Genomic DNA, 18,659 nt, shown 5'->3' with positions numbered 1-18,659 from the left:
TGCCAGCGGGCGCCGGGCCCACCGTCTAGTCTGGTCAACGACATGGAGCAGCAGGAGTACGCGGTCGGCGCCACGCAGGTGGCCGGCGGCACGTCGGACGGGCGCGCGGGCGGGGCGGGGCGGGGCACCACCGACGCCGTCGTCGCCGTACGCGAAGCCGGGCCTGACGCTCCGCAGGAGGCCGGCCCGGCCGCGGAGGCCGCCGGACTCTCGCCCGACCCGGGACTGCTCCGGCTCGCCCGCTGGTTCGCCGAGGCCGGCCCCAGTACCGCCGACGACCTCTGCGTCGCCTCCTTCGGCCTCTACCCCGCCCGCCACTTCGGCGTCCCCGCCGAGCCGGCCGCCGGTCTCGCACCCGGCCCGGCCGGGGCCGAGGTCAGCTGGTGGCACGGCCCCACCGCGCACGCGCCCGCCGCGCTACGCGCCCGCGAGGCCCGTGCTGCGCGCGGCCTTCGCCGGGCCCGGCGCGACGCGGGCGCGTCGCCCGTCGTCCCCTCGGGCGCGAAGCCGGGCACGCCCGGCAAGCACCGCAAGCCCGAACAGTCGCGCTCCTCCGCGGCCGGTACGCAGGACCGTTCCGCCGCCGCCGAGCGCCGGATCGCCGCCCGCCTGCTGCTGGCCCACCCCCTGGTGACCGCCTCCGGGCCGCACGCCGACGGGTTCCCACTGATTCGCCGTCACCGCGACTGGCTCACCGAGCGGTTCGACACCCTGCTCGGCTACCGCCTGGTGGTCGGCCCCTGGCACGCCCGCCTCTGCAAGGCGGGCCTCGGCCCGGGCGCCGCCCGCCGACTCGAACACCCCGGCACCGGCGCCCCGTTCACCCCCGGCGGCTATGCCCAACTCGCCCTCGCCCTGGCCCTGCTGGTCGACGCACCCGAGGAGCTCCCGCTCGGCCGGCTGCTCGCCGCGATGCGCGCCGCCGCACCCGGGCCGGACCGTGCCGCCGCCCCCGCCGACCTCGCCGACCTCGCCATGGCGTTCGCCGCACTCGCCGACTGGCAGGTGCTCGCGGACATACCGGCGGACCTCACCGAGGAGGGCGCCGTCCTGACGGTCGACCGCGAGCTGGCCCGCGCCGTCCCCGCCGGGCCGCCCGCCCTCGCCGCCGACGCCGCCGGCCTGATCCGCCGCGCCGGCGAGGCCGAGCCCGGCACCGCCGTCCGCCGCCGCCTCGCCGAGACCCCGGCAGTCCTCGCCGCCGACCTGACCGAGGACCAGCGCACCTGGCTCCGCGACCACGGGCACACCGGCCCTGCCGCCCTCGCCGACTTCCTCGGCCTGGAGGCCGAGATCCGGGCCGAGGGCGTCGCCCTGGTCGACCCCGCCGACGAGCTCACCGACCTCGCCCTGCCCGGGGCCGGCACCGTGGCCCAGGCGGCCCTGCTGCTGGTCGAGCGTCTCGTCGAGGAGGTCCGCCCGCTCCCCGGCGAGGCCGTCGACGCGGACGTCCCCGTCCCGGACGCGCTGATAGACGGCGTCCTGGGCGACCTCGCCGACGAGTACGGCCTCCCGGCCGGCTGGCGCCGCGACTACCTCGCCGACCGCACCGCCCTGCGCCGCGACACCCTCGACCTGCTCCACCGGATGGGCCTGCTCGCACCCACCCCCCGCGGCACCCGCCCCCCGGGCTGGCTCCTCCGCGCCCCCGCCGCCCGCTACGCCCCCGCCGCCGACCTCCTCCCGGCCCCGGGGACCGGCCGGCACTCACGCCGGGACGCCACGGTCACCATCCCCGCCCCGGCCGGGCCGCGCGAGGAACAGCGGGCCTGAGGGTCAGACCCGGATGATCTCTGCCCGATGGCCGCAGAGCATGGTCATGTCGTCGGGGTCCGACGTGAAGACGGTCACCGGGCCGTGCTGCCGCAGGGCGATGGCGGCGAGTGCGGCGTCGATGGCGTATTTGTGGCCGTGCAGGCCGGCGTCGGCAAGCAGCGCAATCGCGTCATTGGCGATCTGCTCCGTCACGGGTTCTACGACGATGCGGGAGAGCATCCACTGCCAGAGCGGTCGGTTGATCTTCTTGTGATAGCTCTCCACCAGCGTCATCGAGCTGGTGATGACCCGGATGCCCAGCTGGCTCGCGGTCTTGATCCGGGCGCCCATGAGGGGGTCGCCGCCCACTGCGCGCGACAGGGCTTCACAGTCGAGAACGTGTACGAGGTCCATCAGCTCGCCTGGGCCGTGGGCGCGGGTGGGTTCTGGCGTTCCGCGTGGCGACGGTGGAGCTCGCGAAGTTCCTGTTCCGCATGGGCCATGGCATCGTCCGGTACGGGCCCGTACTCGCTCTCCCACCGGTCCACGAACTCGGTGAGTTGTTCCTGCTCGTGCTTGCGCTGGATGGCCTCGGTGACGTAGCGGCTGAAGGCACCCGGGCCGACCTGGGCGCGGATCTGCTCCGCGAGCTTCTCAGGCAGGGTCACGGTGTACTTCTTGGTCGTAGCCATACCACGGACCATACCACGGTCGAATGTGGCCCGGATCACATCACCGGCTGGCCGGTGCCGCGGCCACCGGGCCGTGCTGGACGGTTTCGACGGTGGCGCCGACGCCGAGGGTGCCGAGGGCGATGGAGGCGAGGACGGCGGCGCAGGCCAGGAATCGGCGGTGGCGCTGGGGGAGCGGGAAGCGCGGATCCTGGAGGGTCGCCGGAGGGTTGGCGTTCATGTCAGGGAGCGTTCCAGGGCGGTGTGAACGATCGCTACGCGTGGGTGAAGTCCGGATGGGGGGCGGGCGTCGGTTCGTCCCGGGAGGGCCCGCGTGCGCGGGGCCGGTCGCGCGGGTCGGTGTGCGGCCGCGCGGGATGCAGGCGATGAAGGCGCCGGCGAACGGGGCCCACGAGAGCCGCCGGGCCCAGTGGAAGATCCTCCAGGAGCCGGGGCGGCCCTCGTCCCGAGGCGGCTCGTCAGGCGGCGGCGTACACCGGCGGCGCCTGTTCGGCGGCCACGTGCGTGGTGGGGACGGCGGTGTCGAGGTAGCCGGCGAGCGCCTGCCGGCTGCGGGTCAGCTCGCCGATGCGGGCGTCCAGATCTGCGAGTTCGCCGCGCAGTGTGCCGAGCAGGTCGGGGCAGGCCTCCAGGGCGGGGAGGGGGCCGGTGGCGCACGGCAGGATCTCGGCGATCACCCGGGTGGACAGGCCCGCCGCCAGCAGGCCGCGGATCTGTCGCACCCGGACCAGGGCGTCCTCGCCGTACTCGCGGTAGCCGGCGGCGGACCGCTCCGGGCGGAGCAGGCCCTGCTCCTCGTAGTACCGCAGAAGACGGGTGGACACCCCGGTCAGGCGGGCGAGTTCTCCGATGCGCATGATCACCGGAACGCCCGCCCGCCCGACGCTGTTCCCTCCGGGGCCGGGGCCGGGGCCGGGGCCGGGGCGGTGCCGGTGCAGGGGGCGTTCCCTGTGGTTCCGGCGGCTCCGGTGGCCCCGGCGGGCCGGTTACTCCGCGGGGCCGGTGAGGAAGTCCAGGATCAGCTTGCGCAGTTCGGGCAGCTGCTCGACGACGGCCATGTGGCCGGCGGCCAGCTCCGTGAACCGGGCGCCCGGGATGCCGTCGGCCAGGGCGCGGTGCTGACTGGGCTGCACCAGCATGTCCTCGGTGGGGCTGATCACCAGCGTCGGCACCGCGATGGAGCCCAGCTCGTCCCGCACGTTCAGCGAACCCACCAGTTCGAACTGCTGCCGGAAGGCGGCCGGAAGGGGGGTCAGCAGGTTGGCGTGCAGGCCGGCGAGCTGCTCGGGGGTGAGCGAGCTGACCCAGCTCGACCCGAAGACCACCGAGAGCAGGAAGCGTGCCATCAGCTCCGGCTGGTCGGCCAGGCCGACGGCCAGCTCGGCCGTGATCCGCAGGCGGTGGTCGCCGCCGGCCACCCCGGCGATCAGGAGCAGCGAGCGGACCCGCTGCGGGTGGCGGTTCACGGCGCGGACGGCCACGGCGGCGCCCATCGAGTAGGCGGCCAGGTCGAAGGTCTCCAGGCCCTCCTCGACGGCGGCCGCGACGAGCCGGTCCGCCAGCTCGTCCAGGGTGGGCGCCACCGGCTCGAACGGGGAGTCGCCGGAGCCGGGGAAGTCCGGGGCGACGACGGTGCGGTGGGCGGCGAGGTCCTCCAGCAGCGGGCCCCAGTTGTTGACGCCGCTGCCGGCGGCGCCGTGGGCGAGCAGCAGGCCGGGGCCGGAGCCGACGACGGTCCGGGCGAGCGGGGCGGGGGTGGCGGGCTTCTCGGTCATGACGGGTGGCTCCTCAACGGCCGTTGGCTTTTCCTTCGCTCACGACAGTACGTGTTCACACCGATGTGAAGGTCAACATTCCGGATCAACTCCGTTCGCAGGAAGCCGTGATGACGCTTCGACGGGAACGCGGTGCCGCCCCGGCGGACCTCCGGAACGGCTGACGCGGGGCCCGCGGCGGCCCGGTGGTCCGGGGCGTGACCGGGGGATTCCGCGCTGAGGACGCCCGGGCGGAGCACGGCCCGGATCTCGTCGACAGCCGCGCCCCGCCGCGAGCTCCGCTCCAGAGCCGCGGGCCGCGGGCCGGCAACCGGACACGCTGGAGCACCGACTGGCGCCCGGGCGGCCGGGCCCCACGAGCTGCGCGCCCGCGCGCGACGGACTGCCGCGGCAACACCGGCCCGAGGTGTCCCCGATCGACCGCGAGGGCCATCTCGTCGACGCGGTGGTGGTCCACCCGGTGACGGCCGCCCGGGCGACGGCGCCACGGCACCTGATCACGGCGGCCCGGACGGGCGGTCCGGCCGCTCAGCCGGCGGGCTGGACCTCGTACGGGGCCGGGTACGGCGTCTCGTACGGGGCCAGCACCAGCCGCACCACGTCCTCCAGCCGCCGCCGGGCGTCGCCGAGCGTGGTGCGGCCGGTCACCCAGGCGGTCAGCTCGCCCTGCCAGGCGTGGCCGACGATGTGCCGCACCAGGTCGCTCGCGGCGGCCGGGACCTCGCCCATGACCGCCTGGAGCGCGGTGCTGTCGGCGCGGGCCATGCCCTGGAGCGCCTCGCTGGCGAACGGGTCGGTGGAGGCGGCGACGGCCACCCGGAGCCGGGCCAGCTCGGGTTGGCGCTGGTAGGCGCGCATGCCGCCGCGGACGAAGCGCACCACGCGGTCGGTGGCGGCCGGCCCGGCCCGGGGTCCGCGCAGCTCCGCCACCAGGTCGGCCAGGAGCAGCCGGTGCCACTCGGCGATCGCCGCCGCCAACAGGTGGTCCTTGGAGGAGAAGTAGCGGTACGCCGTCCCCAGGGCGACTCCGGACCGCTCGCAGACCTGCTTCATCTGCAGCCGCTCGACGCCGATCTCGTTCACCAGGGCGAGTGCGGCCGCGATCAGGGACTCGCGGCGTTCGAGCTGACGCGGAGACATCGTCTCCACCGGCCGTGGTGACAGGTCAACCTTGGTCACCCGCACCATGATACGGCTCGGGGCCGCTCAGGAGTATGACGCCGACCGGTCGCCCCTCGTTCGCCCGCCGTCCACCGGGCTCCGGGCCCGGCCGGAGGCGCCGGTCAGCGCTTCCGGGCCGAGCGGTCGCGGAGCAGCGCCTCCTGGACGGCGGAGGCCACCAGCCGGCCGTCCCGGTCGTAGAACTCGCCGAGCGACAGGCCCCGGCCGTCCGAGGAGGAGGGGCTGCGCTGGGCGAACAGCAGCCACTCGTCGGCCCGGAACGGGCGGTGGAACCACATCGCGTGGTCCAGCGAGGCCATGATCAGCCTCGGCGCCTCGGCGCGCTGGAAGAAGTTCGGCTGGACGTGCAGCCCCGCCGTCGAGGCCAGCGTGAGGTCCGAGAGGTAGGTGAGCGCACAGGCGTGCAGCAGCGGGTCGTCGTCGGGCAGCGGGGAGTCGGTGCGCAGCCAGACGAACTGCTGCGGCATGCCGGGCACGGCCGCGGGCACGCCGGGCGCGTCCGGCGGGACGAACCGCAGCTCCAGGGAGCCGAAGCCGCTGGAGCGGGTCAGCTCGGCGCGGGCCGCCTCGTCCCAGAGCGAGAGCGCGTCCGGCAGCTCCTCGGGGCCGGGCAGCAGCGGCATCTCCCGGTGGCGGTCGGCCGCGGGCTCGGGCCGCTTGAAGGAGGCGGAGAGCGTGAAGATCGCATCGCCGCCCTGGACCGCCGTCACCCGGCGGGTGACGTACGACATGCCCTGGCGGACCCGGTCGACCTCGTAGCGGATCGGGCGGGTCGGGTCGCCGGGGAGCAGGAAGTAGCCGTGCAACGAGTGCACCGGGCGGTCGGGCCCGACGGTGAGCCCGGCTGCTGTCAGCGCCTGCGCGGCGACCTGGCCGCCGAAGGCGCGCATCGGGGCGCCGGCATGGCACCGGCCCCGGAACGTGTTCTCGTCCAGCCGCTCGATCCGCAGCAGCTCGGCGAACGGGCCGGCGGTGTCGGTGGCCCGTCTCTCCTGTTCGGTCACGTCGGTCACCGGCCCATAGTGGCAGAAGCCAACGGTCCGATGGTGTGACCTGGGTAACCCTTTCGGGCGAACATCGGTGTAGAACCTGTTCCAGTGACGGGGTTCTCCCGACGGATTGTCAGTACCCCCTCCTAGCGTCCTCGGCATGTCGCAAGCCGCATACGCGTACGCCTATCTGCGCCCGTCCGCCGTCTCCGACGGTGCCGACGGCCCGCGCCTCGCCCTGGAGACCTCCGGCGGTGCCACGCCCCTCGGGGCGGTCGCCAACCCGCGCTTCTTCGCGGGCTTCCTGGCCGACCCGGCGCCGGCCGCCGCCGCGCTGCTCGCGGTCGCCGACGTCGCCGCCGCCCGCTACTACCAGCCTCAGCTGCGCGCCTCGCTTGACCCCGTGGTGACCGCCAACGGCGACCGGCTGCGGTTCGAGTCCTTCTCCGGCTGCTGCGGCGTCTACGCCCGGCTCGACGTGCTCGGGGCCGGGCTCGACGGGGACGAGATCGGCCACGGCACCACCAACGTCGACGTCAACAACCCGCTGCGCGAGGCGCTCACCCGGATCGGCCCGGGTGACCCGCTGCACCTCGCCGTCGGCCCGGACGCCCTGGAGGTCACCACCTTCGACGGGCCGGTCGTCGAGAAGAAGGTGCCGCTGCCCGAACGCTGGCTGCGCGGCTTCGCCGAGACCCAGGTGACGGCGGCCGGGTTCGACCTGCGCGCCGAGCTGCCCGCCGCCGAGGCCGTCCGCTTCCTGCGCTCGCTGCCGCGCGGCGGCCGGGGCGGCGCGCGCACCGTCCAGTGGATCGTTCCGGCCGGGCGGACGCTGCGCCCGACCACCCGGCCGGTTCCCGGGGCGGTCTGCCTGCCCGGGCCGGAGCGGCTGGCCGCCCTGCAGCGGGTGCTGCGGCACGCGTCGGCGCTGCGGGTCTACGGGCCGGTGGCGGGCGACGGCCCGGCCGCCTCGGCCTGGGAGGTGGTGCTGCCCGGCATGCGGCTCACCCTCACGCTGTCGCCCGACGTCTCGCGCGGCTTCTCCGGCGAGGGCGGGGTGCTCGGAGCGCTGGCCACCGGCACCGCCGAGCAGGACGCCGAGCTGGTCGCCGTCCTGCTGGCCTGGGAGCCGCGGATCGAGATCGCCGAGCTCGCCGAGCAGTCCGGGCTCACCCCGGCCCGGGTGCGGGCCGCGCTCACCCGGCTCGGCACCGCCGGGCAGATCGGCTACGACACCGCCGAGGCCGCGTACTTCCACCGGCAGCTGCCCTACGACGCCGGCCGGGCCGAGGCGCGCAACCCGCGGCTGCGGGCCGCCCACGCGCTGGTCGCGGCGGGCGCGGTCCGGCTGGAGGCGGGCGGTGAGCTCGCCACGGTGACGGTGGACGACCACGTTCAGCGGGTCCGCACGGACCGGGCGGGCGCGGTGAGCTGCACCTGCCTCTGGTGGGCCAAGTACCGGGGCGGGCGCGGACCGTGCAAGCACGCGCTGGCGGTCGGGATGGTCCGGGAGAACGCGGCGAAGGCGTCGGACACGGTGGAGGCGGGCGCATGAACGGTGTCGAGGAACTGGTGACGGCGGTCCGCGAGGGCCGGACTCCGCAGCTGCCGGCCCTGGTGGCGGCGCTCGGCCCGGCCGAGCGGCGGGCCTGCCTGCCCGCGCTCAGGGAACTGCGCAAGCAGGTCCGGGGGGAGTGGTCGAAGGAGGCGTCGGCGCAGTCCGGGGCACTCCTGGTCGCCGGCGCGGGCTGCCACGCCGGGCCGGCCGGCGCCGCCACCTGGATCGGCGGGCGGGACTTCGCCGGCCGTTCCTGGGCCCGCCACCCGGCGCTCGCCCAGGTGGTCGCGGCGCAGCCGGCCGAGTGGCAGGTCGAGGTGGTCACCCGGCTCGCGGCGCGCCGAGGATCGGGCTGGAGCTGGGACCTCTACCCGCTGATCGAGCAGGTGGTCCGCCGGACCGGCTGCCCGGTGCCCGACACGGAGGCGTTCACCGCCGAGTGGCTGCGGCGGCTGGCGGACGGGGACGGCACCCGCGGCCGCGTCCGGACGCTGCTGGAGCGCATGCGCGAGGACGCCTTCACGCCGGTGCTGGTGCCCCGGGTGTTCGAGCTTGCCGACATCGGCTGGCAGCTCGAATTCAGGTTCACCGACCGGCCCGGGGACTGCTGGCCGGAGGCGGTCGCGATGCTCGCGGCCGACGGCGGGCTGGACCGGGCCGACCTGATCGAGCGGTGCCTCGCCCGGCTGGTGCGCGGCGGCAAGCCGGGGGACCAGCGGGCCTTCCTCGCCGTCCTGGCCGCCCTCGCGCCCACCCCGGAGGAGTACGCCGCCCGGGCGCGCAGCCTGGTCGCCCTGCTGGACGGGCTCTCCGCGGCGGCCGGCCACGCCCAGCGGACGCTGGCCGAACTGGACGCCGCCGGGCTGGTCGGGCCCGAGGTGCTGGTGGAGGCCTCGTCGGTGGTGCTGTTCCGGACGGAGAAGAAGCTCGTCCGCGCCCAGCTGGGCTGGCTGGACAGGACGGCGAAGCGATCGCCGGAGCAGGCCGGGCCGGTGGTGCTGGCGGCGGCCGAGGCGTTCGGCCACCCCGACTCCGCCGTCCAGGAGCGGGCGCTCAACGTGGTGGCGCGTCACCTCGCGGCGGCGGGCGAGGCGGTGCTGCCCGAGCTGCGCTCCGCCGCCGAGGGGCTCAACCCGGCCCACCACGCGCGCGCCGGGAAGCTGCTGGGTGCGCCGGTCGGCGGCGACGAGCCGGACACCGGGTGGAGCGACCTGCTTCCGCCCGCCCCGCTGCCGGTACCGCTGGGCGGGCCGATCGCCACCGCGGCCGAGGTCGCCGAGGAGCTGTCCGCGCTGATGGCCGCCGCACAGCCGGACGTCGCGGTCTTCGAACGCACCCTGGACGGCCTGGTCCGGCACGCCCACCGCGACCGGGCGGCGCTGGCCGAGGCGCTGGAGCCGGTCCTGCGGGTGCACCGGTGGAGCGGCGTGGGCCGCTGGCACGACTGCGGGCCGGGCGACGTCCTGTACGTCGCGGCCGCCGTCGCCGGCCACGTCCACCCGCACGAGCGCGGCTTCGTCCTCCGCAAGAAGGACCGGCACCCGCTGCGCGGCGAGCACAACACGCCGTACGGCAACGTGCTGGCCGCCCGCCTCGGCGAGGCCGCCGAGCGGGTCACCGCCGACCGCCCGCCGCTGCTCCTCGCCACCCCGACCGATGCGACGGGCGCGCTGGCCGCCGCGGCCCTGGTCGAGCGGCTGACCGTGTACGAGGCGGCGGGCTCGACGCCCGGTCAGGCCGACCTCCACGCGGCCCTGCTGCGGCTCGCCCCGACCACCGACGAGGCCGTGCTCGCCGCTGCCGGGCGGCTGGCCTCGCCGGCCGGGCGCTGGGTGGCGCGGTGGCTGCGCGACGGCGGCGTGCCCGGACTGCCCTCGGTGCGGGCGGTCTTCGCGCCCGGCCGGGGCGGCGGCGGCCGCCCCTTCTGGGACCGCTGGTGGGAGGAGCTCACGCGGGTCGCCGTCGCCCAGCCCGGCCTCGGCGCCGGCCCCGAGGGCCCGGCCGGGCAGCGGCTCGGCGCGGAGTTCCGGGCCCTGCTCGATGCCACCGAGCCCAGTGTGGCCCGGGCCCGGAAGCAGAACGAGTGGCTCTGGCGGCCGACCGAGCACTGGGCCGCCATGCTCCCGCACCACCGGGAGGAGCAGGCCGCCCGCTGGCTCGACTGGTTCGCCGACTGCGCGGACCGCGAGCGGCGCGGCGCGGCCGCCCTGCTCCCCGTCCTCGCCGAGGCGGGCGGCCGGGCCGGCCTCGCACTCCACCTGGCCGTCGCCTACGGCCTGGGCGCGCGCTTCCCCGAGGACCGCACGGCCGCGGTCGACGCCCTGCTGGTCCTCGCCGCCCGCGGTGACCTCGACGGCGCCCTGCTCGGCCGCGAACTCGGCGAGCTGGTCGCCTGCGGGACCGTCAAGCCGAACCGTCTCCTCGCGGCCCTCACCACCGCCGCCGGCACCGGCGCCTACGCCACCGTCTGGTCCGTCCTCGCCCCGGCGCTGCCGGCGCTCCTGGCCGGCGAGTCCGTCCGGGGCACGGCCGACCTCGTCGCCGTCGCGGCGGACGCGGCGCGCCGCTGCTCGGCCCGCGGCCCGATACCCGAGGTGAGCGCGGTGGCGGCCCGGGCCGGGTCGGGCCGCCTGGTGAAGGAGGCGCGGTCGTTGCGCGACGTGCTGGCCGGCTGAGGGGCGGCAGGCCGGGGCCGGTCACGCCCGGTCCGGGCCGGCCGACGGGCCGGCTGACCCGGGGCCCGGCGGACCGGACCGCCGCCGGCGTCCTGCCCGCCGGTGTTTGAGAACACTCGTTCTTGACTGGACGTTCTTAAACCCCTACGGTCATCGGCATGGGAAGACCACGCGCCTTCGACGAGGACGAGGCCGTTCAGGCGGCGGCAGGACTGTTCGCCACCCGGGGCTATGAGGGCACCTCGGTGGACGACCTGGTCACGGGGCTGGGGGTGCACCGGGGGAGCCTCTACAAGGTGTTCGGGAGCAAGCGCGGCCTCTACCTGACAGCCCTGCGCCGGCACCTCGACCTGGAGGTGCTGCCCGTCGCGGCCGGCCTGTCCGAGGCACCCGACCTGTCCACCGTGCTGACCCGGGCCGCCGCGGACTTCGACGGCGGACCGGCCGCCGGGCTGCTGCTGTCCGCGGCGGTCGAGCGGGCCGGGAGCGACCCGGAGGTCGCCGCCCTCGTGGCGGAGGGCGTGGCTGCGCTCGACCGGGCGATCGGTCAGGTGCTCGGCGACGACCGGGCGGCGGGCGTGCTCGCCGCGGCCGTGCTCGGGCTGCGCATGCGGGCCCGGGCCGGGGCCGACGCACCCACGCCCGACGCCGTGCAGGCCCTCGCCGAACGGGTCGCCCCCACGGCCTGACCCCGGCCCGGGGCCCACCGGGCAGAGCCCCACCGTGCGGGTCCGACGGCCTCGGTCCCCACCGCCCGGGCCCCTTGCCCAACCTCCTCACAGTCTCCTCGCAGTCGAAAGAACGAAGGGAAAACGCATCCATGGCCAACGTCAGCGTCACCGACGGCACCCTCGTGGTCGAGATCGCCGGTCTCGACCGGCTCTGGGCGATCAAGAGCCGGATCGAGATACCGCTCGCCAACGTCCGGGGCGCCACGCTGGACCCGGGGATCCTCCGTGAGCCGAAGGGGATCCGGGTCGGCGGCACGCACTTCCCGGGGCTGATCACGGCCGGGACCTTCCGCTCGGGCGGCGAGTGGGTCTTCTGGGACGTCAAGGACCCGGCCAAGGCGGTGGTGATCGAGCTGGCCGACGAGCGGTACAGCCGACTGGTGATCGAGGTCGACGACCCGCGGGCGACGGTCGACCTGGTCGAGCTGGCCCGCCGCCCAGGGTGAGCCGGAGGCGGGTCTAGGGTGGGCGGGTCATCCGCCGCCGTACCCCGTCCGGAGCACCCGTGCTGCACCTGCGTCTGATCGTGCCGGTCGACCTTCGCGACTCCGTGCTGAAACGCCTGGACGCGTCGGTCGGTGTGACCCACGTCGTGCTGCTGCCCGATGCCGCCGTCCGGCCGGCCGGGGACGTGGTGCTCTGTGACGTGGCGCGCGAGTCGGCGGACGAGGTGCTGGCGGCGCTGCGGGAGACCGGGCTGACCGAGCGTGGGGCGATCGACGTCGACGAGATCGAGCTGACCCTCTCGGCCGCCGCCGACGAGGCCGAGCGGCTCGCACCCGGAGAGGGCGCTGACGCCCTGGTCTGGGAGGCGGTCTCCGAGATCACCCACGAGGAGTCCACCCTTACCGGGGTCTACCTGGCCTTCCTCACCGTCGCGACGATGCTGGCCGCCTGCGGGGCGGTGCTGGACAGCGCGATCCTGGTCGTCGGTGCCATGGCGGTGGGCCCCGAGTTCGGGCCTCTCGCCGGGCTCTGTGTCGCCCTGGTCCAGCGACGCCCGGGGCCCGCACTCCGTTCACTGAACGCGCTGGTGGCGGGGTTCACGGTGGCGATGGCCCTGACCGTCGGCTTCTCGTTGCTGATGGACGGACTGGGCCTGTTCAGCCGGGGGCAGTTCGACGCCGTGCGGCCGAACACCTCGTTCATCTGGCAGCCGGACGCGACCTCGTTCGTGGTGGCCTTCCTGGCCGGTATCGCCGGGCTGCTCTCGTTGACGTCCTCGAAGGCCGGGATGCTGGTCGGCGTCGCGATCTCGGTGACGACGGTGCCGGCCGCCGCCAACGCAGCGGTCGGGCTCGGGTACGGGGATCTCCGTCAGTTCTGGGGGTCCAGCATGCAGTTGCTGCTGAACATGGCGGGCATCGTGGTGGCCGGAGTGCTGACGCTGTTGGTGCAGCAGGGTGTCTGGCGGCTGATCCGCCGCCGGGCGGAGCGGGAACAGCCCGCCTGAGGGACGGCGACGGCGACGGCCTGGCCGGGAGTGCGGAGAGGGGCCCGGAGTTCGCGTGAACTCCGGGCCCCTCCCGGCAGGTCAGGCCGCGTCGGACGGTGACCCGGTCGTCCTGGCGGCCGCCTTGGGCCGGGCGGCGGGCTCGGTTGCCAGGGGCTCGCCCGCGGTCGCTCCGCCGTCCGCCGTTCCGGCCGTCGCCGGGGCGACCGCCGCGGTGCCGCCCGTTGGCGGGTGGTCCCCCGCGGCGAGGCCGTCGGGGACGACCAGCTCCGCGTCGTCCTGCGGCAGCGCCGCGACCGCCCGCCACCAGAGCCGCAGCGCGGGCGGGGAGGCCGGCTCGAACGGCTTGCCGGGCCGGGGCACGGCCAGGTGTGCGCCGAGCGCCTGAGCGGCGGCTACCACCCGCTCGGCGGGCTCCTCCCACGGGTGCGGGGCCAGGTTGAAGGTGCACCAGTGGATCGGCAGCAGCAGTTCGCCGCCGAGGTCGAGGTGGGCCCGGACACCCTCCTCGGGGGTCATGTGGACCTCGGGCCAGAAGTCGCTGTACGCGCCGACCTGCATCATGGTGGCGTCGAACGGCCCGAGCCGGCGGCCGATCTCGGTGAAGCCGGGGAAGTAGCCGGTGTCGCCGCTGTGGAAGACCCGGCGCCCGCCACCGGCCACCACCCAGGACGCCCAGAGGAAGAGCGCGCTGGTGCGGGGGCCGCGGCTGCAGTAGTGCCGCGCCGGGGTGGCGGTCAGGGTGAGCCCGGCGACCTCGGCCGACTCCCACCAGTCCAGTTCGACGAGCTGCTCGGCGGGTACGCCCCAGTGCTCCAGATGGGCGCCGACGCCGAGCGGGACGGCGAAGACCGCGCCGGTGCCGACGAGAGCGCGGATGGTGGCCATGTCGAGGTGGTCGTAGTGGTCGTGGGAGACCACCACCACGTCGACCGGTCCGAGCTCCGAGAGCGGCAGCGGCACCGGGTGGAGCCGCTTGGGGCCGGTCCAGCCGAAGGGGGAGCAGCGCTCGCCCCAGACCGGGTCGAACAGCACCCGGCGGCCGGCGATCTCGGCCAGCACGGTGGCGTGGCCGAGCCAGGTGAGCCGTAGGCCGGAGACGGGGGGCGTGGCGAGGTCGGCCGGGAGCAGGCGGTGCAGCGGTACGGCGGCCGTGGGCGCCCGCCGGGTCTTGTCGGAGGCCAGCTGGGCGCGGGTGATCTCCAGCGGGGTGCGCTCGTAGACGAGTCGGCGGGTGGGCAGCGGGTTGCGGAAGGCGCCGTCGGCGAACTGCGGCGAGCGGTGGATCCGGGACAGCCGCTCGCCCCGGGGCTCGGCGCCGAAGGCGTCCGTGCGGACCCGGTGCCAGGCCGCGCGGGGCAGTCCGGCGAGGGTCGGCGGGCTGGAGAACTGCGAGGTCAGACCGGCTACGCGAGAGTACCAGGGGACGGGGCGGGGCACGGCACCTCCAGGGACGGTTACGGCTACCGGCATGCCGGGGCGCGTACCCACGGCGGTAGGGCCGTTGCGGTACGACAACCATCTCGTCGGAGGTTACTCGCAGTGGGTCGCCCGGACCCGGCGAGCGGCCCCGGGCGTGCCGTTCGGCGTACAGGACGGGGGGTGTGGCAGGACTGTGCGGCGGATCCGTCCGCGGGCAGGACGGGGCGAGACAGGGCGGAACGGGGCAGGACGGGGCGGAGCAGGGAAAGACGGGCCAGGACAGGGCGGAACGGGCAGGCCGGGGCAGCCCCAGGGCATGGCAGGCCGGGCCACGCCAGGCCGGGCCGCGCCAGGGCAGCAGGGGACGGAACAGGGCAGGGCTGTGCGGCTCGCGGCTCGGGTGCCGCCGGGCCCGCTACGCGTAGAAGCGGGTGATCGTCTCCGCGACGCAGTGCGGCTTGGTGCTCTCCGCGCTGGTGATGGTGAACCGGACCACGGCCTGGACGCCACCGGGCACCTCGGTGGCCGAGACGAGCTCGGCGGTGGCCCGGATCGCCGTGCCGACCGGCACCGGCGCGGGGAAGCGGACCTTCTCCGAGCCGTAGTTCAGCGCCATCCGCACGCCCTCGACGCCGTAGCACTCCTTGGCCAGCACCGGGATCATCGACAGCGTGAGGTAGCCGTGCGCGATGGTCGAGCCGAACTGGCTCTCCTTGGCCCGCTCCGGGTCGACGTGGATCCACTGGTGGTCGCCGGTGGCCTCGGCGAACAGGTCGATCTGCTCCTGCGAGACGGTGTGCCACCGGCTGGTGCCCAGCTCGGTGCCGACGGCCGCGGTGAGGTCGGCGAGGGAGGCGAAGGTCGTCACGGAACGCTCCTGGTGGGCAGGTGGGGGTGCGGACTCCGGCAGAGTATGCCTACTCGCCGGTCACCTGTCAGGGGTCCGGCCGGAAAACGATCAGGGTCGGGAAGGGGAACCGGAGCCCGCGAGGGGCGTCCCGGAGGGGGCGGCCCGGCGGCGGCCGGAGCCGGGGGGAGCGCTCAGGAGCGCTGCACCGTCCGTCCGACGGGTGCCAGCCGGCGGCCGCTGACCAGCTCCGGCACCAGGGCGATGAACAGCGGGTCCGAGCCGCCCACCCAGGGTCGCAGCCCGGAACGCAGGGCCTGCCGCACCTGCTCGGGCTCGCGCACCACGTCCGCCCGGCCGTGCACCAGCACGCTCCAGCCGGTCCGGGTGGCCGGGTCCAGCTGGTCGGCCTGGAAGGCGACGACGGTGCCGTCGAGCCCGCGCGCGGTGGTGCTGTCCCGGCGTACGGCGAGCAGGAGGCGACTGTCCGGAGCGACCGCGAAGGAGACCGGCAGGACGGCCGGCAGCGCGTGCTCGGTGTACACCACGCGCCCGACGGGCACGGTGCTGAGCAGTCGCAGGCATTCGGCCTCGCTCAGGGTCTGTACACGGTCTTCACGGTCCATGCCTCCGATCGTCCTCCCGCCGCAGTGCGGGCCGATAGGGCCCATGGTCCCGGAGCGGCGGGCCGGGAGCCCCGCCTCCGGGCCCGCGGGGCGGTAGCTTGTCCGGCGGCGGTGCGGAACGTGCCGGGGGCACGGGCGGGTGCGCCGCCGGACGGCCGGGCGCGGCACGACCGGCGCCGCGGCACGACACGACGCGGTACGACGAGCACCGCGGTACGGCAGGACGGGACGCGCGGCCGGACGGAGCGCGCGACGGTGCGGTGGGCGGCCCCGGGCAGCGAGGGGCCGGCGAGGAGGGGGCGGTGCGCGTGGTGAGCGGAATCGATCTGGTGGTGATCGGGGCGGACGGCGGGCCGGACCGCGGCTTCGGCGGTTCGGCGAACGCGGCGGCCGGGGCCCGGCTGCTCGCCGACGTGCTGCCCGGCATGTGCTTCGACGCCGGCTCGGCGGGCTGCAGGGTCGACGTGGTGGAGCCGGGCGCGGACGCCAACACCATGCTCACCGCGGTGCGCGAGGCGGCCGCCCGGCCCGGCCGCTGGCTGCTGGTCTGCCTGGTGGGCCAGTTGGTCGCCGATCCGCGCGGCCGGCGCCTGGCGCTGGTCACCGGCGGTTCCACCGCCGACAACGCCTACCGGCGCGGGCTGGCCTGGGACTGGGTGGTCAGCGCGATGGTGCACGGCGACCAGGAGGAGGCGCTGCTCCTGGTCGACGCCGTCGCCGACCGGGACACCTGGGCCGCGCTCGAACGCGGTGGCGGCGAGGACGGCGCGGGCGAGCTGCTCAGCTACCCGCGGGTGCCGCTCTGGGGCAGAGTCGGCCGCTACAGCGCCGGTAGACGCGGGCGGGACGCCGTCCTGCCCGGGAGCGAAGGATCCTTCAGCCACGCCCTCACCACCGTGCTCCAGCAGGGTGTCGCCGGCGCGCCCGCCGCGGTCTCCCCGCTCGACCTCCAACCGGCCGTCGCCGGACTGATCGACGGTGGCGATGCCGGCTCCGGCGCCGCCCCGGGAGGAGGTGCGCCGGGCGCGCGCCTGCTCGTACCGCCCCAGGGCGGGCGCCTGTTGATGCGGAATCGGGCCGCGGTTCGGGGCGCATTGGCCGGATTGTCGCTTTCCGAAGAACTGTTGGCCGTTCTGTGGCGGGAAAGTGCCCCGACGGATCCGCCTTCCGCGTAAGGTCAGGGCCCCGGGGTGTTGCCGTGAAGGGGTGGGTTGGCGAAGAATCGATGCCCTCGCAGCAACACCGGCGGGACGGCGGAATTCTTCTGGCGACCACGGACCACGGACGGGGTCGGTCGCGATGAGGTGGGGCGATGCGGCGGCGCGGAAATGTGTTGCGCCCTGGGGCGGTTGGGGTCGCTGGGGTGGTTCTGGCGATCCTGCTGAGCTCCTGCGCGGCCGGTGGTGACGCCGGTTCCGTCGATCGTCTCGGGACGACTGCGCCCACTGTTGCGGGAGCGAACCCGGTAACTCCTTCGGGTGGTTCCGCAAACGTCCGGATCGCGCCGACCGACGGTCCCGAAGGGGCCCAGGCCCGGCTGGCCCTGAGCACCTATCAGGACTGGTGGAAGGCCCAGGTGGAGGAGTTCGGGAGCGTCGATTCGGACGGTTCCCGGCTTCAGACGTACTCCTCCGGGACGGCGCTGCGCGACTCCCTCGTCAATCTCCGTCAACTGCGTGACGCCAAACTGGTGATGATCGGAAGTCCGAGGAATTCCCCGGTGGTGAAGACCGTCGACCTGAAGTCGGATCCGCAGACCGCCGTGATCGAGGACTGTCTCGACGTGACGGGCTGGCACCAGGCCGATGCCGCCACCCACGCGGTAAAGGATCCGCAACAGCGGCTGACGCGGTACCTCGCGACCGTTTCCCTGCGGAGGTTCCAAACGCGTTGGCTGATCAACGAGTTCAAGCGGGAGGTGGACCGATCGTGCTGAAACCCGAACGGCGAATCGTGATCCGCGCGCTGTTGTTCGCCGGATTACTGGCGGCTCCGGCGGCGCCCGCGACGGCGGAGGAACCACCCATCGGCGGGGAGGTCACCCACTGCGCGGTGAACGTCATCTGCGAGGGCACCAAGACACCCGGGTCCACGCCGACCCCGGGCGGCGGCAACGGCGGGACGGGCGGCGGGGGTTCCGGCGGCCCGCAGCTCTGCCGCTGGAACGGCGAGGACTGGCCCTGCCACGATCCGGAGCTGGGCTGGTTCAGCAGCGGGACCGGCTGCTACTACCGGACGGTCTCCCCCCAGCCCGCGGCCGACGACCCGGTCTGGGCCGGGCACAAGCCCACCGAGGGCACGGTCTACGCCGAGACCTGCCGTTTCACCGACGGCAGCATGGGCACGACGGTGCCGAAGTTCTTCGCCCAGACGCCCGTCCAGCCGCCGCCGTTCGACCCGGCGGCGGAGGCGGACAAGATCATGCGCGAGCAGATCGCCCTGCCGTTCCCCGAGCCGACCACGGCCCCCAAGGGCACGGCCGTGGTCGGCGTACCGGTCTGGCTCTGGCTCGCCAACGCCAAGGCGCCGGCGCCGAAGTCGGTCGGCAACGGCACCGTGACCGTCACGGTCACCCCCCGGTTGGACTCCGTGGTCTGGGACCTCGGGGACGGGACGACGGAGACCTGCACCAAGGAGGGCGCGGCCGGCACCCCGTACGACCCGAAGTACGGCGCCGCCAAGTCCCCCACCTGCGGCCACCTGTTCACCACCGGCTCGGCCACCAAGGCCGGCGGCACCTTCGCCGGGACGGTCACGGCCAACTGGGTGGGCGATGTGGTCGTCACCCCCGGCAACCTGAAGGTCCCCCCGATCAAGGTGCCGCTCTCCGCCGATCTCACCGTACGGGTGGCCGAGGTGCAGGTCCTCAACTGAGGCCGGCGACAGCGCAGCAGCACAGCACAGCAACGTGTCCGAACGACGTGGGAGAGGCCGGAGCCCGGTGGAGAACCGTA

19 protein-coding genes are annotated in these 18,659 nt (G+C 75.2%); 9 read left to right on the top strand and 10 right to left on the bottom strand.

Annotated elements, in window-relative coordinates:
* The first annotated feature begins 42 nt into the window (after window positions 1-42).
* Window positions 43-1,773, top strand: a complete 1,731-nt coding sequence (locus J5Y04_RS00880; protein WP_209408890.1) for a DUF2398 family protein — start codon at window positions 43-45, stop codon at window positions 1,771-1,773.
* Window positions 1,774-1,776: 3 nt separating this feature from the next.
* Here J5Y04_RS00880 and J5Y04_RS00875 read toward each other — a convergent pair whose 3' ends face one another.
* The 7 genes from J5Y04_RS00875 to J5Y04_RS00845 form a co-directional block, all read right to left on the bottom strand.
* Window positions 1,777-2,169, bottom strand: coding sequence for a hypothetical protein (locus J5Y04_RS00875; RefSeq protein WP_374105931.1), 393 nt, complete (start codon window positions 2,167-2,169; stop codon window positions 1,777-1,779).
* Entirely contained in the window at window positions 2,169-2,447 is a 279-nt protein-coding gene (locus J5Y04_RS00870) for a hypothetical protein (protein WP_245203949.1), read from the bottom strand. Before J5Y04_RS00870 ends, J5Y04_RS00875 begins: the two co-directional genes overlap by 1 nt.
* Window positions 2,448-2,487: 40 nt before the next feature.
* Window positions 2,488-2,667: a hypothetical protein gene (locus tag J5Y04_RS41230; protein ID WP_245203948.1), complete on the bottom strand. Its 180-nt coding sequence runs from the start codon at window positions 2,665-2,667 to the stop codon at window positions 2,488-2,490.
* A gap of 238 nt (window positions 2,668-2,905) precedes the next feature.
* Entirely contained in the window at window positions 2,906-3,304 is a 399-nt protein-coding gene (locus J5Y04_RS00860) for a MerR family transcriptional regulator (RefSeq protein ID WP_209408884.1), read from the bottom strand.
* Between the two features lie 129 nt (window positions 3,305-3,433).
* Window positions 3,434-4,222, bottom strand: a complete 789-nt coding sequence (locus tag J5Y04_RS00855; RefSeq protein ID WP_209408874.1) for an alpha/beta fold hydrolase — start codon at window positions 4,220-4,222, stop codon at window positions 3,434-3,436.
* A 528-nt stretch (window positions 4,223-4,750) separates the two neighbouring features.
* Window positions 4,751-5,401: a TetR/AcrR family transcriptional regulator gene (locus tag J5Y04_RS00850; RefSeq protein WP_206670930.1), complete on the bottom strand. Its 651-nt coding sequence runs from the start codon at window positions 5,399-5,401 to the stop codon at window positions 4,751-4,753.
* 104 nt (window positions 5,402-5,505) lie between these two features.
* Window positions 5,506-6,417 (bottom strand): acyl-CoA thioesterase II, encoded by a 912-nt coding sequence (locus J5Y04_RS00845; protein WP_307852861.1) that lies wholly within the window; start codon window positions 6,415-6,417, stop codon window positions 5,506-5,508.
* Between the two features lie 136 nt (window positions 6,418-6,553).
* Between J5Y04_RS00845 and J5Y04_RS00840 the strand changes: the two genes are divergently transcribed.
* From J5Y04_RS00840 to J5Y04_RS00820, 5 genes are all read left to right on the top strand, one after another.
* Window positions 6,554-7,948 carry an SWIM zinc finger family protein gene (locus J5Y04_RS00840; protein ID WP_209408868.1) on the top strand — a complete coding sequence of 465 codons (1,395 nt, stop codon included), beginning with the start codon at window positions 6,554-6,556 and terminating at the stop codon, window positions 7,946-7,948.
* Window positions 7,945-10,626, top strand: coding sequence for a DUF6493 family protein (locus J5Y04_RS00835; RefSeq protein WP_209408865.1), 2,682 nt, complete (start codon window positions 7,945-7,947; stop codon window positions 10,624-10,626). The genes J5Y04_RS00840 and J5Y04_RS00835 overlap by 4 nt, the downstream gene beginning before the upstream one ends.
* A gap of 158 nt (window positions 10,627-10,784) precedes the next feature.
* Window positions 10,785-11,315: a TetR/AcrR family transcriptional regulator gene (locus J5Y04_RS00830; RefSeq protein ID WP_209408863.1), complete on the top strand. Its 531-nt coding sequence runs from the start codon at window positions 10,785-10,787 to the stop codon at window positions 11,313-11,315.
* A 131-nt stretch (window positions 11,316-11,446) separates the two neighbouring features.
* Window positions 11,447-11,803 carry a hypothetical protein gene (locus tag J5Y04_RS00825; protein WP_209408861.1) on the top strand — a complete coding sequence of 119 codons (357 nt, stop codon included), beginning with the start codon at window positions 11,447-11,449 and terminating at the stop codon, window positions 11,801-11,803.
* 59 nt (window positions 11,804-11,862) lie between these two features.
* Entirely contained in the window at window positions 11,863-12,810 is a 948-nt protein-coding gene (locus J5Y04_RS00820) for a DUF389 domain-containing protein (protein ID WP_209408859.1), read from the top strand.
* A gap of 81 nt (window positions 12,811-12,891) precedes the next feature.
* Here the strand turns inward: J5Y04_RS00820 and J5Y04_RS00815 are convergent, their stop codons facing one another.
* The 3 genes from J5Y04_RS00815 to J5Y04_RS00805 form a co-directional block, all read right to left on the bottom strand.
* Window positions 12,892-14,172, bottom strand: a complete 1,281-nt coding sequence (locus J5Y04_RS00815) for an MBL fold metallo-hydrolase (protein WP_245204044.1) — start codon at window positions 14,170-14,172, stop codon at window positions 12,892-12,894.
* A gap of 475 nt (window positions 14,173-14,647) precedes the next feature.
* Window positions 14,648-15,100, bottom strand: coding sequence for a MaoC family dehydratase (locus J5Y04_RS00810; RefSeq protein ID WP_209408855.1), 453 nt, complete (start codon window positions 15,098-15,100; stop codon window positions 14,648-14,650).
* 173 nt (window positions 15,101-15,273) lie between these two features.
* Window positions 15,274-15,705, bottom strand: coding sequence for a pyridoxamine 5'-phosphate oxidase family protein (locus J5Y04_RS00805; protein ID WP_209408851.1), 432 nt, complete (start codon window positions 15,703-15,705; stop codon window positions 15,274-15,276).
* Window positions 15,706-16,016: 311 nt separating this feature from the next.
* Here J5Y04_RS00805 and J5Y04_RS00800 point away from each other — a divergent pair, with 311 nt between their 5' ends.
* From J5Y04_RS00800 to J5Y04_RS00790, 3 genes are all read left to right on the top strand, one after another.
* Window positions 16,017-16,880, top strand: coding sequence for a hypothetical protein (locus J5Y04_RS00800; RefSeq protein WP_209408848.1), 864 nt, complete (start codon window positions 16,017-16,019; stop codon window positions 16,878-16,880).
* Window positions 16,881-17,068: 188 nt separating this feature from the next.
* The gene (locus tag J5Y04_RS00795) at window positions 17,069-17,641 is read left to right on the top strand and encodes a hypothetical protein (RefSeq protein ID WP_209408845.1); all 573 of its coding nucleotides are present in this window, start codon (window positions 17,069-17,071) and stop codon (window positions 17,639-17,641) included.
* On the top strand, window positions 17,635-18,579 hold the full coding sequence (locus J5Y04_RS00790; RefSeq protein ID WP_209408843.1) for a hypothetical protein: 945 nt from the start codon (window positions 17,635-17,637) through the stop codon (window positions 18,577-18,579). Before J5Y04_RS00795 ends, J5Y04_RS00790 begins: the two co-directional genes overlap by 7 nt.
* Window positions 18,580-18,659 lie beyond the last annotated feature (80 nt).

Origin of the sequence: Kitasatospora sp. RG8 (assembly GCF_017813315.1) — a bacterium.
GTDB lineage: Bacteria > Actinomycetota > Actinomycetes > Streptomycetales > Streptomycetaceae > Kitasatospora.
The sequence above is the reverse complement of the archived record's forward strand: the minus strand, read 5'-3'. Positions and strand labels throughout refer to the sequence as shown.